We start from the raw sequence: 15164 nt of genomic DNA, 5'->3' as shown, positions 1-15164 counted from the left end.
GCCGCCGGCGGCCCTCGCTGAACGGCCCGTGTCGGCACGTCGGCCTGGGGCACTCGGGCCGTGGCGGGCCCCTTCCGGGGCCGTCACGTTCGGACAGGAGGTGGAGGACATGGGCCATGGTGGGAACGTCATCGACGAGTTGGTGACCGATCACCGCGAGGTCGAGGAGTTCTTCGGCCGGATCGAGGCGCTGCCGGCCGGCGCGAAGGACCGCAGGCTCTACGCGGACCAGGCCACGATGGAGCTGGTCCGGCATTCGGTGGCCGAGGAGATGTACCTCTACCCGGCCGTGCGCGAGCACGTCCCCGGCGGGGACGCGCTCGCCGACAAGGAACTCCAGGACCACGCGCAGGCCGAACGGCTGATGAAGGACCTGGAGGGCCGACGGCCGGACGATCCCGAGTTCGACCGGCTGATCGGCATGCTGATGAGCGAGATCCGCGCCCATGTGGCCGACGAGGAGCAGAACCTGTTCCCCCGGCTGCGTGCGGCATGCCCGGCAGCGGCCCTCGACGAGCTGGGCGACAAGGTCCGCAGGGCGAAGAAGACCGCCCCGACGCGTCCGCACCCCGCCGCCCCGGACAAGCCTCCGGCGAACAAGATGCTGAACCCGGGCGCCGGACTGGTCGACCGGCTGCGGGACGCCCTGACGGGCCGCGGCAAGCCGGATTGATCGACGGGCCGGGCTGACCAGACCGAACGACGGGCCGGACCGGTTGGTTGGCTGATGGGCCGGGCTGATCGAGCTGAACGACGGGCCGGACCGCCCGGTTCGACCCACGGGCAGGACCGCCCGGTTCGACCCACGGGCAGGACCGGCCGACCAACTGGACGGGTCGAAGTCCGCCTGCCCGTCGGGCGGATCGAGGGGTCCGGACCGAGCGGCAGGCCGGACCGCGGCGGTCCGGCGTTCCTCTCGGACGGCGTCAGGCGACGAGAGCCCGGCCCCGTCCGAGCCGGTCGAGGAGTTCGGCGCTGTGGAGCCGGGCCACCGGCGCGAGGAGGTCCGGGTGGCGCAGCAGCGCCGCCGCCCGCCGGTCGGGCTCGTCCGGGGCGAGCAGCCGTCGGAAGTCGGGCGTCGTCCCCCGCGTGTGGTCGCCCCCGGCGAGAGCGGCCACCGCGTCCGCCGCGAGCGCAGGATCGGCGAGCAGAGCGGCCGCCCAGCTCGCCACGATCTCGTCCACCCAGCTACGCCAGGCCTCGTCGGCCGCGTCGGCCGCGTCCGCGCCGCTGATCCGGTCGAGGCGTGCCGAGCCGCCCGGACCCGCCATGCCGACCAGCGCGGCGTCCGTCGCCGTGGGATACCGCAGCCAGGCCGCGACGGTCGCTGCCTGGCGGGCCTGCGCCTCGCACAGGGCGCAGGCGAACGCGCCGCCGCACGCCGGGTACGCCCGGGTCAGCCATTCGGCGGTCGCGGCGATGAGCGGGGAGAGGTCTGCGAGCACGGGCGGCCGTCCGGGGTCTGCGGCGGGGGAGCGGGGGAGCTGTGGAAACCGTAGCCTGCGGCTCCCGTGGGACGACATGGAGCGGACCTCGCGGGGGAGGTGGTCTCGGCCACACAAGGACCGCCGCGGGGGCGACCGGCGGTCCCCCCACCCCCGGGAATCCCGTCGGCCTGGCCTTCCGGGCGCTGTGCGGGGCGGCCCGGTGTCAGCCGGCGGGGGTGTGGAGGAGGCCGTTGATGAGGACGTTCAGGCCCCAGGCGTCGCGGTCGCCGGGCGAGAGCAGCGCCTCGCGCAGTGAGGTGACCATCGGATAGCGGTCTGCGGGCAGCGAGGTGAAACGGCGGTGGGCCGCGGCGACGACGCTCTCCTCACCCGTCGCCTGGGCGTTGTGGACGCTCTGCTCGGCGGCGGCCGCGGCGATGTGCAGATAGAGCAGGTCGACGGCCCAGGCGGCGGTGACGTCGTCGAGGCCGCCCTGTTTGAGCAGCGCGAGCATGCGGTCCAGGACGAGCAGGGCGTGGTCACCGGTGGGGATGGCCCCGAGGGCGACGGCGGCCAGGCCCTCGTGACGGCTCATGGCCTCGATCGCGTCGGCGGCCAGGGTCCGGAGTCGTTCCTGCCAGGACCCCTCGGAGGCGGCATCCGAGGGGAGGGGGACCTGGGCGAGGGCCGCGTCGAGCATGGCGGCCATGAGGTCGTCGCGGTTGGCCACGTAGACGTAGAGCGAGGCCGGGCCGGTGTCCAGCTCCTTGGCGACGCGACGCATGGTCAGCGCGTCCAGTCCGTCGCGATCGAGGATCCGCAGGCCGGTCCGCACGACGGCGTCGCGGCTGAGGGGGGCCTTGGCGGGCCGCGCGCGGCGGCTGATCGGCTGCGAGCTCATGGGGAGAGCGTAGTGCCGGGCGAACGCCGTTTGGCACGAACGCCGTTTGGTACGAACGATGTTTGACACGAACGCCGTTCGCTCACTACGGTGAGGCAGTGCGCCACGAACGGTGTTCGTCACGAACATGATTCGAGGGCCCCTCCGGCAGGCCGCGGGCGTTCCGCGCCGCACCTCTCTGAGCCACACATCTCTGACCAGCAGAAAGACCCACGTCATCATGATTCTGATCACCGGCGGCCGCGGCGCGGTCGCCATCCGTCTGACCACGCTGCTGCATGACGCCGGCCTGCCCGTAAGGCTCGGCTCCGCCCGCCCCGAGGACCTCTCACCCCCCGCGGGCGTGCCCACCGTCCGGCTGGACCTCACCGACCCGGCGTGTTTCCCGGCCGCGTTGGCCGGCGTCACGTCCGTGTTCCTCTACGCCAGCTCCGAGCGCATCACGGACTTCGTCCACCACGCCCACCTGGCCGGGGTCGAACACGTCGTCCTGCTGTCCTCCGCCGGCGTGCTCGGGCCCGACGCCGAGAACGACCCGCTCGCCCGGTCCCACCTCGACGTCGAGAACGCCCTGCTCGCCTCGCCGATCACCACCACGATCCTGCGACCGGGCTCCTTCGCCTCCAACGCCTCGGCCTGGGCCTGGGCCATGAAGGCCGGCCGGCCGATCAGCCTGCCCTTCCCCGACGCCCACACCGACCCCGTGCACGAGGCGGACCTCGCCGAAGCCGCCCACGCCGTCCTCGTCGACCCCCGACACCGCGGGGGCCGCTTCACCCTCAGCGGCCCCCGGTCGCTGACCTTCACCCAGCAGATCGACCAGCTCGCCGCCGTCATCGGCCGTCCTGTCAGGGCCGAGCGGGTCACCCGGGAGCAGTGGAAGCGGGAGATGGCCGACTACATCCCGGACGTGTACGCCGAGGCCCTCCTGAACTGGTGGGAGTCGAACGACGGCAAACCCGTCGCGCTCACCTCCGCCGTCGAGGAACTCACCGGCCACCCCGCCCGCCCCTTCACCGTCTGGGCGGCCGACCACGCCGCCGACTTCACCACCGCCTGATCCGGCGGACAGCGGTGAGGCCATGGACTTCTCAGTGCGGCCGCGGATAGCCGATCCCGGAGACGTCCTCCGCCAGATCCGCCAGGGAGACCTCGGCGTTGAGGGACCACACCAGTTCCTGGCTCAGGGGGCGCAGGGCGTAGACGTCCCGCACCGCCTCCAGGTCCACGGGAACCTCGTAGCAGTCCTCGGCGAAACGCTGGAACGCCTCGGGCGAACGGTCCACGAGGAGCCCGAAGAGATCCGCCGAACCGTCGGGGTCGGCGGAGCCGGAGGGGAAGTCGATCGTGCCGTGCCGCCAACGCTCGTCCGTCGTCTTGCGCCACAGACAGACCGTCACGACGGGAACGCCGTCCTCGTCGGTGAACGCCGGCTCCTCGACGAAGCGCGTGAAGACCTCGGGGACCTCGTCGATCACACCCGGCCAGGGTTCGCCGTCCCGGGCGTAAGGGCTCATCGGCGATTCGTGGCTGAAGCCGCGTACATAGGCGCCGGCGGCCGAGAACACGATGGCGTACTCGTCCCCCGACCCGTTGTGCATCGACGCCGTCTCCTCGCCCTCCGCCCACGGGCCGAAGGAGTGACGGCGGCTCGCCCGGTCCGGGCTCAGGACGGCGTCGAGCATCGCCAGGGAGCGGCACAGGTCGCGCAGGCCGGGGATGTCGGGGAGGCGGCGGGCCACGTCGTGGACGGTCATGGGCCCATCCAACCCGACGCCACCGACAACGGGCGCCGCCCCGGAGGGCGACACCCGCTCTCGGTGGGCCGGCCGGCTACCGGCTCGGCGCGTCCACTCCCGGTGACGTGTCCGGGGCCGGGTTGAACACCGGGTGGTAGCTCTCCGGCGGTGCCAGGTAGGCGTCGGGCAGGCCGCCGGTGTCGATGACGACCTGGTCCACGGCGATCGCCGGATCGACCATGAAGACCCGCAGGACGTGTTCGCCGGGCTCGGCGACGGTCACCGGCGCGGTCAGCTTCTCCACCCCCTCCTCGACGTTGCGCGCCCAGGCGTCCCCCCGGTTGCCGGTGGCCACGGACTGACCCGACAGGACGACGGGCGGCTGATCGTCCAGGGCGACGGCGAGCCGCCGGGCGCCCCGCTCGTCGAGCGAGGGCAGCCGGAAGACGGTCACCGGGAACGTCCCGGTGCTGGTGAAGCGCACCCGATAGCGCAGCTCCGGCGCACGAGCGGCGAGGTCGGCGGTCACCGGGGCCGCCGTCGACGGTGCGGCCTCCACCGCGGCCGCACCGCGGCCGAGCCCGCGCACGGTCCGCCAGCGGGCCCCGCCACGCGCCACCCGGCGCTCGGTGTGCACGGCGTCGATCGACACCCAGCCGTTCGCCTCGACGAACCCACGCGCCCGCCGACGCGCCCGCTCACCCTCGTTGACGACCGTCAGCGGCACCTCGAAACGCTGGTCACCGCTGGTGAACACGACCGTTACGGCGTGTGTGCCCTCCGGCGCGGCCGGCCAGTCGATCTCGATCCACACCCGGGTCTGCTCGGTGAGCGAACCGCCCGCCGCGCTGAGCCGGACCCAGGGCCGGTCCGCCTCGGCGACCCAGGAAAGCGAGAGGAAACCGGTGTTGAAAACGTCCACGAAACGCCGGTCCCGGGTCGTGGAGGAGAACGACAGCGCCCGCGCGGCGCCGACCTCGTTCCCCTCGGCGGCGATCCCCAGCCCGGACGTCTCCCGCTGGGCGACCCGGGTGACCGACGGACGGCCCGGCGCCTTCGGGATCTGCGAGGGGTACGGATTGATGTAGCCGCTCCACTTCCCGCCCGCAACCTCGGTGTCGTACCGCTGGGTCAGCGCGGCCTCCTGCGTGTGCGCCGCCTCGGCGAGGTCAGCGAAGCGGTTGGTCCCGGCGCCGCGCCCCTGCCGTGCCGCCAGGGCGTTGCGGTCCGCCCAGTAGTACTTCAGGTTCATCAGGTACGCGCCGTGCACCGGATAGTGGACGAGCTCGAAGAAGGCGTCCCGCAACTCCGCGGGGAGTCCGTCGCCGAGCGTCGTGGTCCGTTGCAGCAGACGGTCGTAGGCGGCCATGCGACGTCCCGCCTCGTCCCCGTGGTGGACCACGGAGAAGACGCCGCGGTCGATGAACTCCGGCCGCCGCTCCGCCGCGAGCCGGTAGTACTCGGTGCGGATCGAGGTGATCTCCCGGCCGTACCGCAGCCCGAACTGCTGGCCGTACCACTCCGCGAGGAAGCCCTCGACGTTCTCGGCCGTCCACCGGTCCACGTCCCAGGCCATGTCCATGGAGAAGGACAGACCCGTCTCGATCGACTTCAGGTCACCGACGTTGAAGATCCACATGCGGTCGGCCCGGTGCTCGTACACCCTGCGCAACTCCTGCCACACCTTGGCCAGTTGCGTCGTGTCCAGCCACAGATAGCTGCGCGGACGGCCCCAGTAGGAGAGGTGGTAGTAGATGCCGTTGCCGCCCGCGCGGGCGCGCTCCGACTCGGTCGGCAGCTGGCGCATGTTGCCGTGGTTGTCGTCCGGCCAGATCAGCGTGACGTCGTCGGGCACCCGGACGCCCGCGTTGTAGAGGTCCAGCACCTCCTTGTACGGGATGAAGATCTGCGGCTCGGCCGCCGCCCCGACCTCCTCCGCGAGGATCCGTCGCTGGTCGGCGATGATGTCGTTCATCACCGCCACCTTCTCCGGGATCGTGGTGGCGTGCCTCGTCTCCAGCGCGCTGTCGTGCAGACCGCGCATGCCGAGCGTCCAACTGCTCTGGTACGCCGCGTTCTCCCGGGCCCGGGCCCGCCAGTAGTCGGAGATCACCGCCGGGTTCACCGTGTAGTCGTAGACCGGCGGTGCGCCGTCCGCGCCGCGGTGCTCCTCGGCCCACGGCGCCCATTCGTGGACGCCGTTGCGCAGCAGCGCCTCCGGATGGCTGGAGCCGACCACGATGCCGTAGCGGTCGGCCAGTTCGGGATTCTCCCGGTATTTGTTGAAGAAGTCGGAGTACGGATGCATCGCAGGCCACAGGTAGTTCGCCTTCAGCCGGAGCAGCAGCTCGAAGAGGCGCTCGTACGTCCGCGGACCGATGTTCTTGTCCGTCTCCTGCGTGCGGTGCGACCAAGTGGTCAGGTTCTGCTCGTCGTTGATGAAGACGCCCCGGTAGCGGACCGACGGCTCGCGGCGCACGAAGGGCCCCGCGGGCACGGCGACCGCGTCCCGCCGCTCGACGGGCACGTCGGCCCACCAGTACCAGGGCGAGATTCCGATCCGCTCCGAGGTGTCGTAGATCCCGTAGACCGTGCCGCGCGGATCGCTGCCCGCGATCACCAGGGCGCGGTCCACCCCGGGCGCCGGACGCTCGACCACCTGGGTCACGGACGCCTCCCAGCGCCCCGCGACCTGCCGCACACCGAGCCGCTCGCGCGCGACGAGACGGTCCACGACCGGGCTCGAGCCGAGCGTGCCGACCACGATCAGCGCCGTGGCCCGTGCCGGCAGGGTGCGCCGCAGGGCCGGCCGGACTCCGGTGACCCGTTCCACGTCGGCCTGCAGGTCGCCGGCCGCGCGGAGCACGGCGGGGTCCGCGCCCGCGTCCACGAACACGTCGACGGCGACACCGCCTTGCACCAGGTCGAAGTCGGGCCGGGCGGAAGCCGGGCCGGCCGTGGCGGCCCGGGCGGCGGAGGGCAGCGCCGCCGGCAGCAGCGGGGCCACTCCCACGGCCGTCATGCCCCGCAGAAACGCCTTTCGGCTCCACGGCTGCGAGGGGTCCTGTGGTGCGGTGTGCGACATCGACGCTCCCGACTAGACACTGGCATGACCATGCTAGAAAGCGCTTTCTCCGGCACCCTAGGCCAGGGCGGACGCCGACGTCCATAACCGCGTGACAGGAGGAGGGTGACGGCACGGTCCGCGCGTACGCAGGCTCCGGCGGGCGGGGTTGTTATGACCGCCGTCATGACGGATGCTGCCTCTCGCAGGTGCAGATGCAGGTGCAGCCGCCGGACCGGTCGGGAGGACTGGGTGAAGGACACCGTCGCACGGGCGATGTGGGAGAGGTTCGAACCGGTCCACCAACTGGTGTACTTCGCGCCCGAGGTGCGCGCCGCCGCCGACCGCCTCGGGATGCGCGGGTACTGGATGGGTTACTTCGCCCTCCGCGCGGCGCCCCTCGGGCCCGCCCCCGCCGCGGTCGTCACCAGCTGTTTCTACGTGTTTCATCCCGACCGCGTGGCGCGTGCGCTGCCGGACGCGTGGCGTGCGGCGACGGCCGAGGACGTACTCGCGGCGCGTGAGCGGGCGGTGGACGCCGCCATGACCGCCCTCCACGGTCAGGACGTCGTCGGCTCGCCCGAGATGGCCGAGGCCGCGGAACTCGCCTGGGAGGCGGCGCGGGCGGCGGACACCGCGGGACGCGTGCTCGGGGCGGCCAACCAGGCTCTGCCCCGCCCGGAACAGCCGCACGTCAGGCTGTGGCAGGCGCTGACCACCCTGCGGGAACACCGCGGCGACGGCCATGTCGCCGCCCTCGTCGGCCGCTGCCTGGGGCCGGTCGGTGCCATGGTGCTCAAGTGCGCGGCGGGTGAGGCGGACGCGGAGTTCCAGCGGCAGACCCGCAGGTGGGATCTCGCGGCCTGGCAGGCGGCGCAGACGGAACTCCGCGAGCGCGGCTGGCTCGACGAGGACGCACGTCTCACCGAAGCGGGAGCGGCCGTCCGGGCCGGGATCGAGGCCGACACGGACGCGGCCGCCGTCACGCCGTGGAGGACGCTGGGGCCCGCCGCCACCGCCCGCCTCGCCCATCTGCTCGAACCGTTCGCCCGCACCGTCCTGGACTCGGGGATCGTCCCGGCCGGCAATCCGGCCGGGCTCACGGGCGCGTTCGTCGGCGGCGTCACGGACGGGTCGCCGAGCGGGGAGCCGAGCGGGCTTCCCGCTGCCGCGAGGTGATCGTCCGGTCGACGCGGGCGGGCGGGCACGGGGCGCGCGGGGTGCGCAGGGTGCACGTGCACGAGGTGGCTGCGGTGCCGTGCGGTGTGCGGGGTCGCGGCGGGCGGAGCCGGGTGGTGCGTGTGCCCTTCCGGCGGGGCGACGTCCCGTGGGCCCGGCCTCCTTGAGGCGTTCGGGGCGACAGGGCGGGCCTGCCGTCAGTAGGCTCGCGGACATGCGGATCTCCGTCTCCTCGGACATGGACGAACCAGTGGCCCGCGCCCTCGTCGCGGAGCTGCGCGGCCGCGGGCACGACGTGGTGCCGCACGGCGCGCTGCGCTCCGGCGACGACCCCCGGTGGGCGGCCTGCTCCGCGGCGGCGGCACGTGACGTGGCCGACGGGACCTCCGAGCAGGCGGTCGTGTGCTGCTGGACCGGCACGGGCGCGTCCATCGCCGCCAACAAGGTCGCCGGCGTCCGGGCCGCCCTGTGCACGGACGCGGGCACCGCTGAAGGCGCCCGGCGCTGGAACGACGCCAACGTCCTCGCGCTCAGCCTGCGTCTGACCTCCGAGCCGCTGCTCAAGGAGATCCTGGACGCCTGGTTCGCCGCCGAGGCCGGCCAGGACGCCGAGGACCGGCAGAACCTCGCGCACCTCGCGGCGCTCGACGGCGCCGGTGCGTCAGACGCGGCACGCGCGTCGGGTGTGTCGGGCGCGGCACGTGCGGCGGGCGTGCCGGGCGCCTCCCGCGGTCCGGTCCCCGCCCCCGACGGCTTCGGTCTGGGCGGGGCCGACTCCGGCTTGTAGGTCCGCGCCCGCTACGGACGCTCTCCTGCGGGCGGGCCCCTTTCGGACGGGCCCCTTACGGACGGCTTCGCTGCTCCGTATGGGTCGCTCGGCCGTGTGGGGTACCCGGCCGGCGGGGAGGGTGGGCGGGTACGGACCGGCACGCACCTCCGAGCGAACCCGATCCGGAAGGGAACCCGAGATGCCCGTCGACCCGCAAGCGACGTCCGCCCGGCTCACCGACGACGAGCTCAGGACGCTGCACGCCCACTGGCGCGCCGCGAACTACCTGGCCGTCGGCCAGATCTACCTCATGGCCAACCCGCTGCTCACCGAGCCGCTGCGGCCGGAGCACGTCAAGCCGCGACTGCTGGGCCACTGGGGCACCTCGCCCGGGCTGAACCTCGTGTACACCCACCTCAACCGCGTCATCCGCACCCGTGATCTGCGCGCCCTGTGCATCTGGGGACCCGGGCACGGCGGGCCCGCGGTGGTGGCGAACTCCTGGCTGGAGGGCTCCTACTCCGAGATCTACCCGGACGTCACCCAGGACGCGGCCGGCATGGCCCGGCTGTTCAAGCAGTTCTCCTTCCCCGGCGGCATCCCCAGCCACGTCGCCCCGGAGACCCCCGGCTCCATCCACGAGGGCGGCGAACTCGGCTATTCGCTCTCCCACGCGTACGGCGCCGCCTTCGACAACCCCGACCTGCTGGTCGCCTGTGTGATCGGCGACGGCGAGGCGGAGACCGGGCCGCTGGCCGCCTCCTGGCACTCCGACAAGTTCCTCGACCCGGTGCACGACGGCGCCGTCCTGCCGATCCTGCACCTCAACGGGTACAAGATCGCCAACCCGACGGTGCTCGCGCGCATCCCCGAGCCCGAGCTCGACGACCTGCTGCGCGGCTACGGCCACGACCCGATCCACGTCACCGGCGACGAGCCCGACGCCGTCCACCGCGCGATGGCGCAGGCCATGGACACCGCCCTGGACCGCATCGCGGCCCTCCAGCGCGCCGCCCGGGAGGAGGGCTCCGGCGAACGCCCCCGCTGGCCGGTGATCGTGCTGCGCACCCCGAAGGGCTGGACCGGCCCCGCCCACGTCGACGGCCTCCCGGTCGAGGGGACCTGGCGCGCCCACCAGGTGCCGCTGTCCGCCGTCCGCGACAACCCCGAACACCTGCGGCAGCTGGAAGCGTGGCTGCGCTCCTACCGGCCGCAGGAGCTCTTCGACGAACGCGGCGCGCCCCGCCTCGACGTGCAGGCGTGGATCCCCGAAGGGGACCGCCGGCTCGGCGCCACCCCGCACGCCAACGGCGGGCTGCTGCTGCGCGAACTCCCGCTGCCCGACCTGGACGCGCACGCCGTCCCCGTGGACAGGCCGGGCGCCGCACTGCACGAACCGACCGCCGTGCTGGGCGGCCTGCTCGAGGACGTGATGCGCTCCACCGCCGACCGGCGTGACTTCCGGCTCGTCGGCCCGGACGAGACCGCCTCCAACCGGCTCCAGGCCGTCTACGGAGCCACCGGCAAGGCCTGGCAGGCGCAGACCCTCCAGGTCGACGAGAACCTCGACCGGCACGGCCGGGTGATGGAGATCCTCTCCGAACACACCTGCCAGGGCTGGCTGGAGGGCTATCTGCTGACGGGTCGTCATGGTCTGTTCTCCTGCTACGAGGCGTTCGCGCACATCGTCGACTCCATGGTCAACCAGCACATCAAGTGGCTGCGCGTCACCCGCCGGCTGCCCTGGCGGGCGCCCGTCGCCTCCCTCAACTACCTGCTCACCTCGCACGTCTGGCGACAGGACCACAACGGCTTCTCCCACCAGGACCCCGGCTTCGTGGACCACGTCCTCAACAAGAGCCCCGAGGTCGTACGGGTCTACCTGCCGCCGGACGCCAACACGTTGCTGTCCGTGGCCGACCATGTCCTGCGCAGCCGCGACTACGTCAACGTCATCGTGGCCGGAAAGCAGCCCTGCTACGACTGGCTGACGATGGATCAGGCCCGCGCGCACTGCGCGCGGGGGGCCGGCGTGTGGGAGTGGGCCGGCAGCGGGGACGGCACCCGCGAACCCGACGTGGTCCTCGGCTGCGCGGGGGACGTGCCCACCCAGGAGGTGCTGGCCGCGGCCCAGCTGCTGCGCCGCCATCTGCCGGAGCTGGCGGTCCGCGTGGTCAACGTCGTGGACATCGCCCGGCTGCTGCCGGCCGGCGAACACCCGCACGGGATGAGCGACTTCGAGTACGACGGTCTGTTCACCACCGACCGGCCGGTGATCTTCGCCTACCACGGCTACCCGTGGCTGATCCACCGCCTCGCCTACCGCCGCACCGGCCACCGGAACCTGCACGTACGCGGATACAAGGAGATCGGCACCACGACCACACCGTTCGACATGGTCGTCCGCAACGACCTCGACCGCTACCGCCTCGTCATGGACGTCATCGACCGCGTCCCCGGTCTCGCCGTGCGCGCCGCCGCCGTACGCCAGCGGATGGAGGACGCGCGACTGCGCCACCACGACTGGATCCGCGTCCACGGCACCGACCTTCCCGAGGTGGCGGACTGGGCCTGGGACGGCTGAGGCTCCGGCGCCGGGACGGCTGAGGCCGGCGCGGCCGCCGCCTCCCGGGGGCCGCGGCGCGCCTGTCCGGCCAGGGCGCACGGGCCGGGGCGGACGGCGCAGGGGGAGGGGCAGGCGCCGGGCCGTCGTGCGCCCTGGCACGACGCCGCACCCGGTGCTTACAGTGGTCGGCCGGCCCCGCACACGGATCCCCGGGGCCTGCCCCACCACCCTGGTCACCGGCCGTCCGGCCCGGCGCCCGTCCGGGCCCGGCGACGGCCCGCACACCGGCGCGGCTTCCGCGGCGACAGGTGTGCGACCACCCGCGCGACAGGCACCATCCGTGACACCGCTCGGGCCGTGCGAGGGCCGTCCGCGGTACGAGCGCGCGTCGAGAGCCCCTGGAGGCCGCTGTGTCCCGACCGTGCATCGCCCTGATCGCCGACCCCACCTCTCCCGAGGGGTGCCGCGAGTACCTCGCCGACGCCGTGGAACTGCTCACCGGCGCGCCGCCCGTCCGGATCGACTCCCGGCACTTCGCGACCGGCGGAACGGGGCGGGCGACCCGCCACGGGGACCGGTTACGGCTGCGGGTCCCCGAGGAGCGGATCGACGCCGAGCCCGACGTCGTCCTGCTCTACGAGATCCCGCCGCACCGCCGACGGGGCCTCGCCGGCTTCCAGGAGCTCCTGGAAGCCCATGGCGTGGTCACCCTGGCGGCCGGTCCCGAGGAGTGGCGGACGGCGACCGAGAAGAACCTCACCGTCGAACGCTTCCGCCGGGACGGCGTCGCCCAGATGGAGACCGCCGTGCTGTCCCGTCCCGCGCCGCGGGAGGCGGCCGACGCGTTCGACCGGCTCGGCGGGGACACCTGGGCCAGGCCCGTGGTCGGTACCGGCGGCAACGACACCTTCCACGTCACCACCCGCGCCCAGCTGGCGGACGCCGCCGCCTACTACGCCGAACGCGGCACCGACTGGCTGCTCTCCCGCGACGCCGGCAACGTGACCGCCGACGGCCGGCGCCACCAGTTCCGCGTCTTCGTCCTCGGTGACCGCGTCGTGCACGCCCGCGAGCACCTCCAGCCCGAGACCGACACCCCCTGCAACACCTGCCGGGGCGCGACCGCGGTCCACATCGCCCCGCCGGACCTGGACCCCCGGCTGGGCGAGCTCGCCGTCGCCGCCACCGCCTCGGTCGGGCTGCCCTTCGCCGGCGTCGACCTGGCCGTGGAGAACGGCGGAGTCGTCTTCGAGGTCAACGTCCAGCCGGCCTTCGTCGACGGGGAACGCGAACTGCACGCGGTGGCCGTCCCCTATGTGCAGGCGCACCTCGACGCGCTCGCCTGGAGCTGCGGCGGCCCGCCCCGGGGGCTCACAGCCTCAGCCTGAACCATGTCGTCTTGCCCTCGTCCGTCGGCCGCACGCCCCAACTGGCGGCGAGGGCCCGAACCAGGAGCAGACCACGGCCCGACTCCTCGTCCTCGATCGCCGAACGCGGCTGGGGGAGCTGCGCGCTGCCGTCGCTCACCTCCACCGTGAGGTCGGTCGCCGTCCGGTGCAGATGCAGGCCCACCGGCCCCGAGGCGTGCTGGACGGCGTTGGTCAGCGTCTCCGACAGCAACAGGAGGGCGTCGGTGGCGCTGTCCGCGCAGTTCCACGAGGTCAGCGCCTTGTGCAGAATGGCACGCCCCTCCGGCACGGAGGCCGGGACGGCCGGGAGGTGGGTGGTGACGGTGGCCAGCGGCGCGGCCGGCAGTTGCGCCAGCAGCAGGGTGACGTCGTCGTTGTGGCTGTCGGCGTCCGGCAGCAGAGCCGCCAGGACATGGTCCGCGGCGGCCTCCAGGCACGGCGTGCCGACGAACAGATCGTCCAGCAGCAGGCTCAGTTCACCGATGCGCACCTCGATGTCGCAGCCCGGCGTCTCGATCAGGCCGTCGGTGTAGAGCACCAGCGTCGCGCCCGGCGGTATCTCCGAACTGGCCTGCTCGTACAGGACGTCCCCCACGCCGAGCGGGGCGTTGACCGGGCAGGGCAGAGCGCTGATCCCCGCGCCCGCGCCGGCCACCAGGACGGGCAGATGCCCTGCCGAGCAGACGGTCACCGTGCCCGCGTCCGGGGCGATCACCAGATAGCAGCAGGTGACGAGCTGGTCCGGCACGTCGAGGTCGGCGACACAGGTGTCCAGCGCTCGCATCAGCTGCCGCGGCTGCATGCCGGTCTTCGCCAGCGCGTGCGCCGCCGACCTCAACTGTCCCATCACGGCGGCCGCTTCGAGCCCGCGGCCCATGACATCGCCTATCAGCACACCGACCCGGTCGGCGCCCAGCGGGATCAGGTCGAACCAGTCGCCGCCCACGCCGGCGCCCTGTGTCGCCGGCCGGTAGCGGCTCGCGGTGGCCAGCCCGGGCAGCGCGGGCGGTGTCCCCATCAGACTGCGCTGCAGTGTCAGCGCGATGTGCCGCTGCTGCTCGTACAGAGCAGTGAGTTCCGCCTCCGCGCGCTTGCGGTCGCTGATGTCCCGCACGATCGCGCAGGCCCCGACCACCCTGCCGTTCGTGTCGCGGGTCGGCCACAGCGTGACGTCCACGTCCAGCAGTTCCCCGGAGTCGGTCAGCCGCAGTGTCTCGTAGTGCTCGACCTTCTCGGCGTGCCGCAGCCGCTCGAGCAGCTCGCTGACCTCCCCGCGCCGCTCCGCCGGGGCCAGCATCGACACGTGCCGGCCGATGGCCTCCTCGGCGGTGTACCCGTACAGGCGCTGAGCGGCCGCGTTCCAGTAGGTGATGTAGCCGTCGAGGGTCTTGGCGAGGATCGCGTCCTGCGAGGACTCCACCAGAGCGGCGAGCTCGTTGATGCGCGCCTCGGCCGCCTTGCGGTCGCTGACGTCGCGCACGGCCGCGGAGACCAGCAGGCCGTCCGGGGTCTCCAGCGGGCTCAGGCTGATCTCGACGGGGAACTCCGTGCCGTCCTTGCGCAGACCGTGCAGTTCGAGACCGGCGCCCATCGGACGCACCTGCCGGTTGGTCGTGTACCCGCTGCGGTGCGCGGTGTGCTGGCCGTGGAACCGGTGCGGGATCAGCAACTCGACGGGCCGGCCGAGCAGTTCCTCACGGCCGTGCCCGAACAGGGCCTCGGTCTGGGCGTTGACGAGCCGGATGGCACCCGTGTCGTCGACGATGACCATGGCGTCCGGCGCCGCCTCGAGCAGGCCCCGGAACCGCTCCTCCGCCCCGCCGACCGCGTCGTCCGCCGCCGTGGCCCGGCAGGTGCACCGTTTCTGCTCACTCTTCCGCCGGACGCCCTGCGGCGCGCTCTTCGCGTCCTGTTTCCCGTCCTGCTTCGCGCCTTGCTTCGCGCCTTGCTTCGCGACTTGCTCGGCAGCGCCCGCCCCCGCCTTCGCGCGCCGCGCCGGTTCCGCCCGCATCACGTCGGCCATCTTCCACCTCATCCTGCACGACGAATCAGGCCATCTCAGCGCCTTCGGCCCGGCCTCGCCGCCGGTTGTCGTTTACTGTCCGTCCCC

Annotated in this window: 10 protein-coding genes and 1 pseudogene; 6 read left to right on the top strand and 5 right to left on the bottom strand. The window is 73.1% G+C overall.

Features of this window, described 5'->3' with window-relative positions; genetic code table 11:
- Positions 1-109: 109 nt before the first annotated feature.
- The gene (locus QF032_RS03645) at positions 110-673 is read left to right on the top strand and encodes a hemerythrin domain-containing protein (protein ID WP_307039918.1); all 564 of its coding nucleotides are present in this window, start codon (positions 110-112) and stop codon (positions 671-673) included.
- A gap of 253 nt (positions 674-926) precedes the next feature.
- On the opposite strand, the gene QF032_RS03640 is transcribed toward QF032_RS03645, so the two are convergent.
- Positions 927-1445, bottom strand: a complete 519-nt coding sequence (locus QF032_RS03640; protein WP_307054864.1) for a hypothetical protein — start codon at positions 1443-1445, stop codon at positions 927-929.
- Positions 1446-1650: 205 nt separating this feature from the next.
- The gene (locus QF032_RS03635) at positions 1651-2328 is read right to left on the bottom strand and encodes a TetR/AcrR family transcriptional regulator (RefSeq protein ID WP_307039913.1); all 678 of its coding nucleotides are present in this window, start codon (positions 2326-2328) and stop codon (positions 1651-1653) included.
- 220 nt (positions 2329-2548) lie between these two features.
- On the opposite strand from QF032_RS03635, the gene QF032_RS03630 reads away from it, so the two are divergent.
- Positions 2549-3388, top strand: a complete 840-nt coding sequence (locus QF032_RS03630; protein WP_307054861.1) for an SDR family oxidoreductase — start codon at positions 2549-2551, stop codon at positions 3386-3388.
- 31 nt (positions 3389-3419) lie between these two features.
- Here QF032_RS03630 and QF032_RS03625 read toward each other — a convergent pair whose 3' ends face one another.
- Both QF032_RS03625 and QF032_RS03620 read right to left on the bottom strand, forming a co-directional pair.
- Entirely contained in the window at positions 3420-4085 is a 666-nt protein-coding gene (locus tag QF032_RS03625) for a hypothetical protein (RefSeq protein ID WP_307039909.1), read from the bottom strand.
- A gap of 76 nt (positions 4086-4161) precedes the next feature.
- Entirely contained in the window at positions 4162-7089 is a 2928-nt protein-coding gene (locus QF032_RS03620) for a glycosyl hydrolase 115 family protein (RefSeq protein WP_307054859.1), read from the bottom strand.
- A 294-nt stretch (positions 7090-7383) separates the two neighbouring features.
- On the opposite strand from QF032_RS03620, the gene QF032_RS03615 reads away from it, so the two are divergent.
- From QF032_RS03615 to QF032_RS03600, 4 genes and pseudogenes are all read left to right on the top strand, one after another.
- Positions 7384-8310: an SCO6745 family protein gene (locus tag QF032_RS03615; RefSeq protein ID WP_307054857.1), complete on the top strand. Its 927-nt coding sequence runs from the start codon at positions 7384-7386 to the stop codon at positions 8308-8310.
- A 214-nt stretch (positions 8311-8524) separates the two neighbouring features.
- A pseudogene (locus QF032_RS03610) lies at positions 8525-8965 on the top strand (RpiB/LacA/LacB family sugar-phosphate isomerase); the annotation flags it as partial.
- Between the two features lie 313 nt (positions 8966-9278).
- Positions 9279-11663 (top strand): phosphoketolase family protein, encoded by a 2385-nt coding sequence (locus QF032_RS03605; RefSeq protein ID WP_307039903.1) that lies wholly within the window; start codon positions 9279-9281, stop codon positions 11661-11663.
- Positions 11664-12055: 392 nt separating this feature from the next.
- Positions 12056-13033 (top strand): ATP-grasp domain-containing protein, encoded by a 978-nt coding sequence (locus QF032_RS03600; RefSeq protein ID WP_307054855.1) that lies wholly within the window; start codon positions 12056-12058, stop codon positions 13031-13033.
- Here the strand turns inward: QF032_RS03600 and QF032_RS03595 are convergent.
- Positions 13017-15077 (bottom strand): PAS domain S-box protein, encoded by a 2061-nt coding sequence (locus tag QF032_RS03595; protein ID WP_307054852.1) that lies wholly within the window; start codon positions 15075-15077, stop codon positions 13017-13019. The two genes, QF032_RS03600 and QF032_RS03595, sit on opposite strands and share 17 nt — an antisense overlap.
- Between the last annotated feature and the right edge of the window lie 87 nt (positions 15078-15164).

It is taken from the genome of Streptomyces achromogenes, assembly GCF_030816715.1.
In the GTDB taxonomy this organism is placed as follows: domain Bacteria; phylum Actinomycetota; class Actinomycetes; order Streptomycetales; family Streptomycetaceae; genus Streptomyces; species Streptomyces achromogenes_A.
Note: the sequence above shows the minus strand (reverse complement) of the source record. Positions and strands in the feature narration are given on the sequence as shown.

Excerpts from the sequence above, each read along its gene's own strand:
- QF032_RS03645 (WP_307039918.1), top strand. The coding sequence starts at position 110 with ATGGGCCATGGTGGGAACGTCATCGACGAGTTGGTGACCGATCACCGC.
- QF032_RS03635 (WP_307039913.1), bottom strand. The coding sequence starts at position 2,328 with ATGAGCTCGCAGCCGATCAGCCGCCGCGCGCGGCCCGCCAAGGCCCCC.
- QF032_RS03630 (WP_307054861.1), top strand. The coding sequence starts at position 2,549 with ATGATTCTGATCACCGGCGGCCGCGGCGCGGTCGCCATCCGTCTGACC.
- QF032_RS03625 (WP_307039909.1), bottom strand. The coding sequence starts at position 4,085 with ATGACCGTCCACGACGTGGCCCGCCGCCTCCCCGACATCCCCGGCCTG.
- QF032_RS03620 (WP_307054859.1), bottom strand. The coding sequence starts at position 7,089 with ATGACGGCCGTGGGAGTGGCCCCGCTGCTGCCGGCGGCGCTGCCCTCC.
- QF032_RS03605 (WP_307039903.1), top strand. The coding sequence starts at position 9,279 with ATGCCCGTCGACCCGCAAGCGACGTCCGCCCGGCTCACCGACGACGAG.
- QF032_RS03595 (WP_307054852.1), bottom strand. The coding sequence starts at position 15,077 with ATGGCCGACGTGATGCGGGCGGAACCGGCGCGGCGCGCGAAGGCGGGG.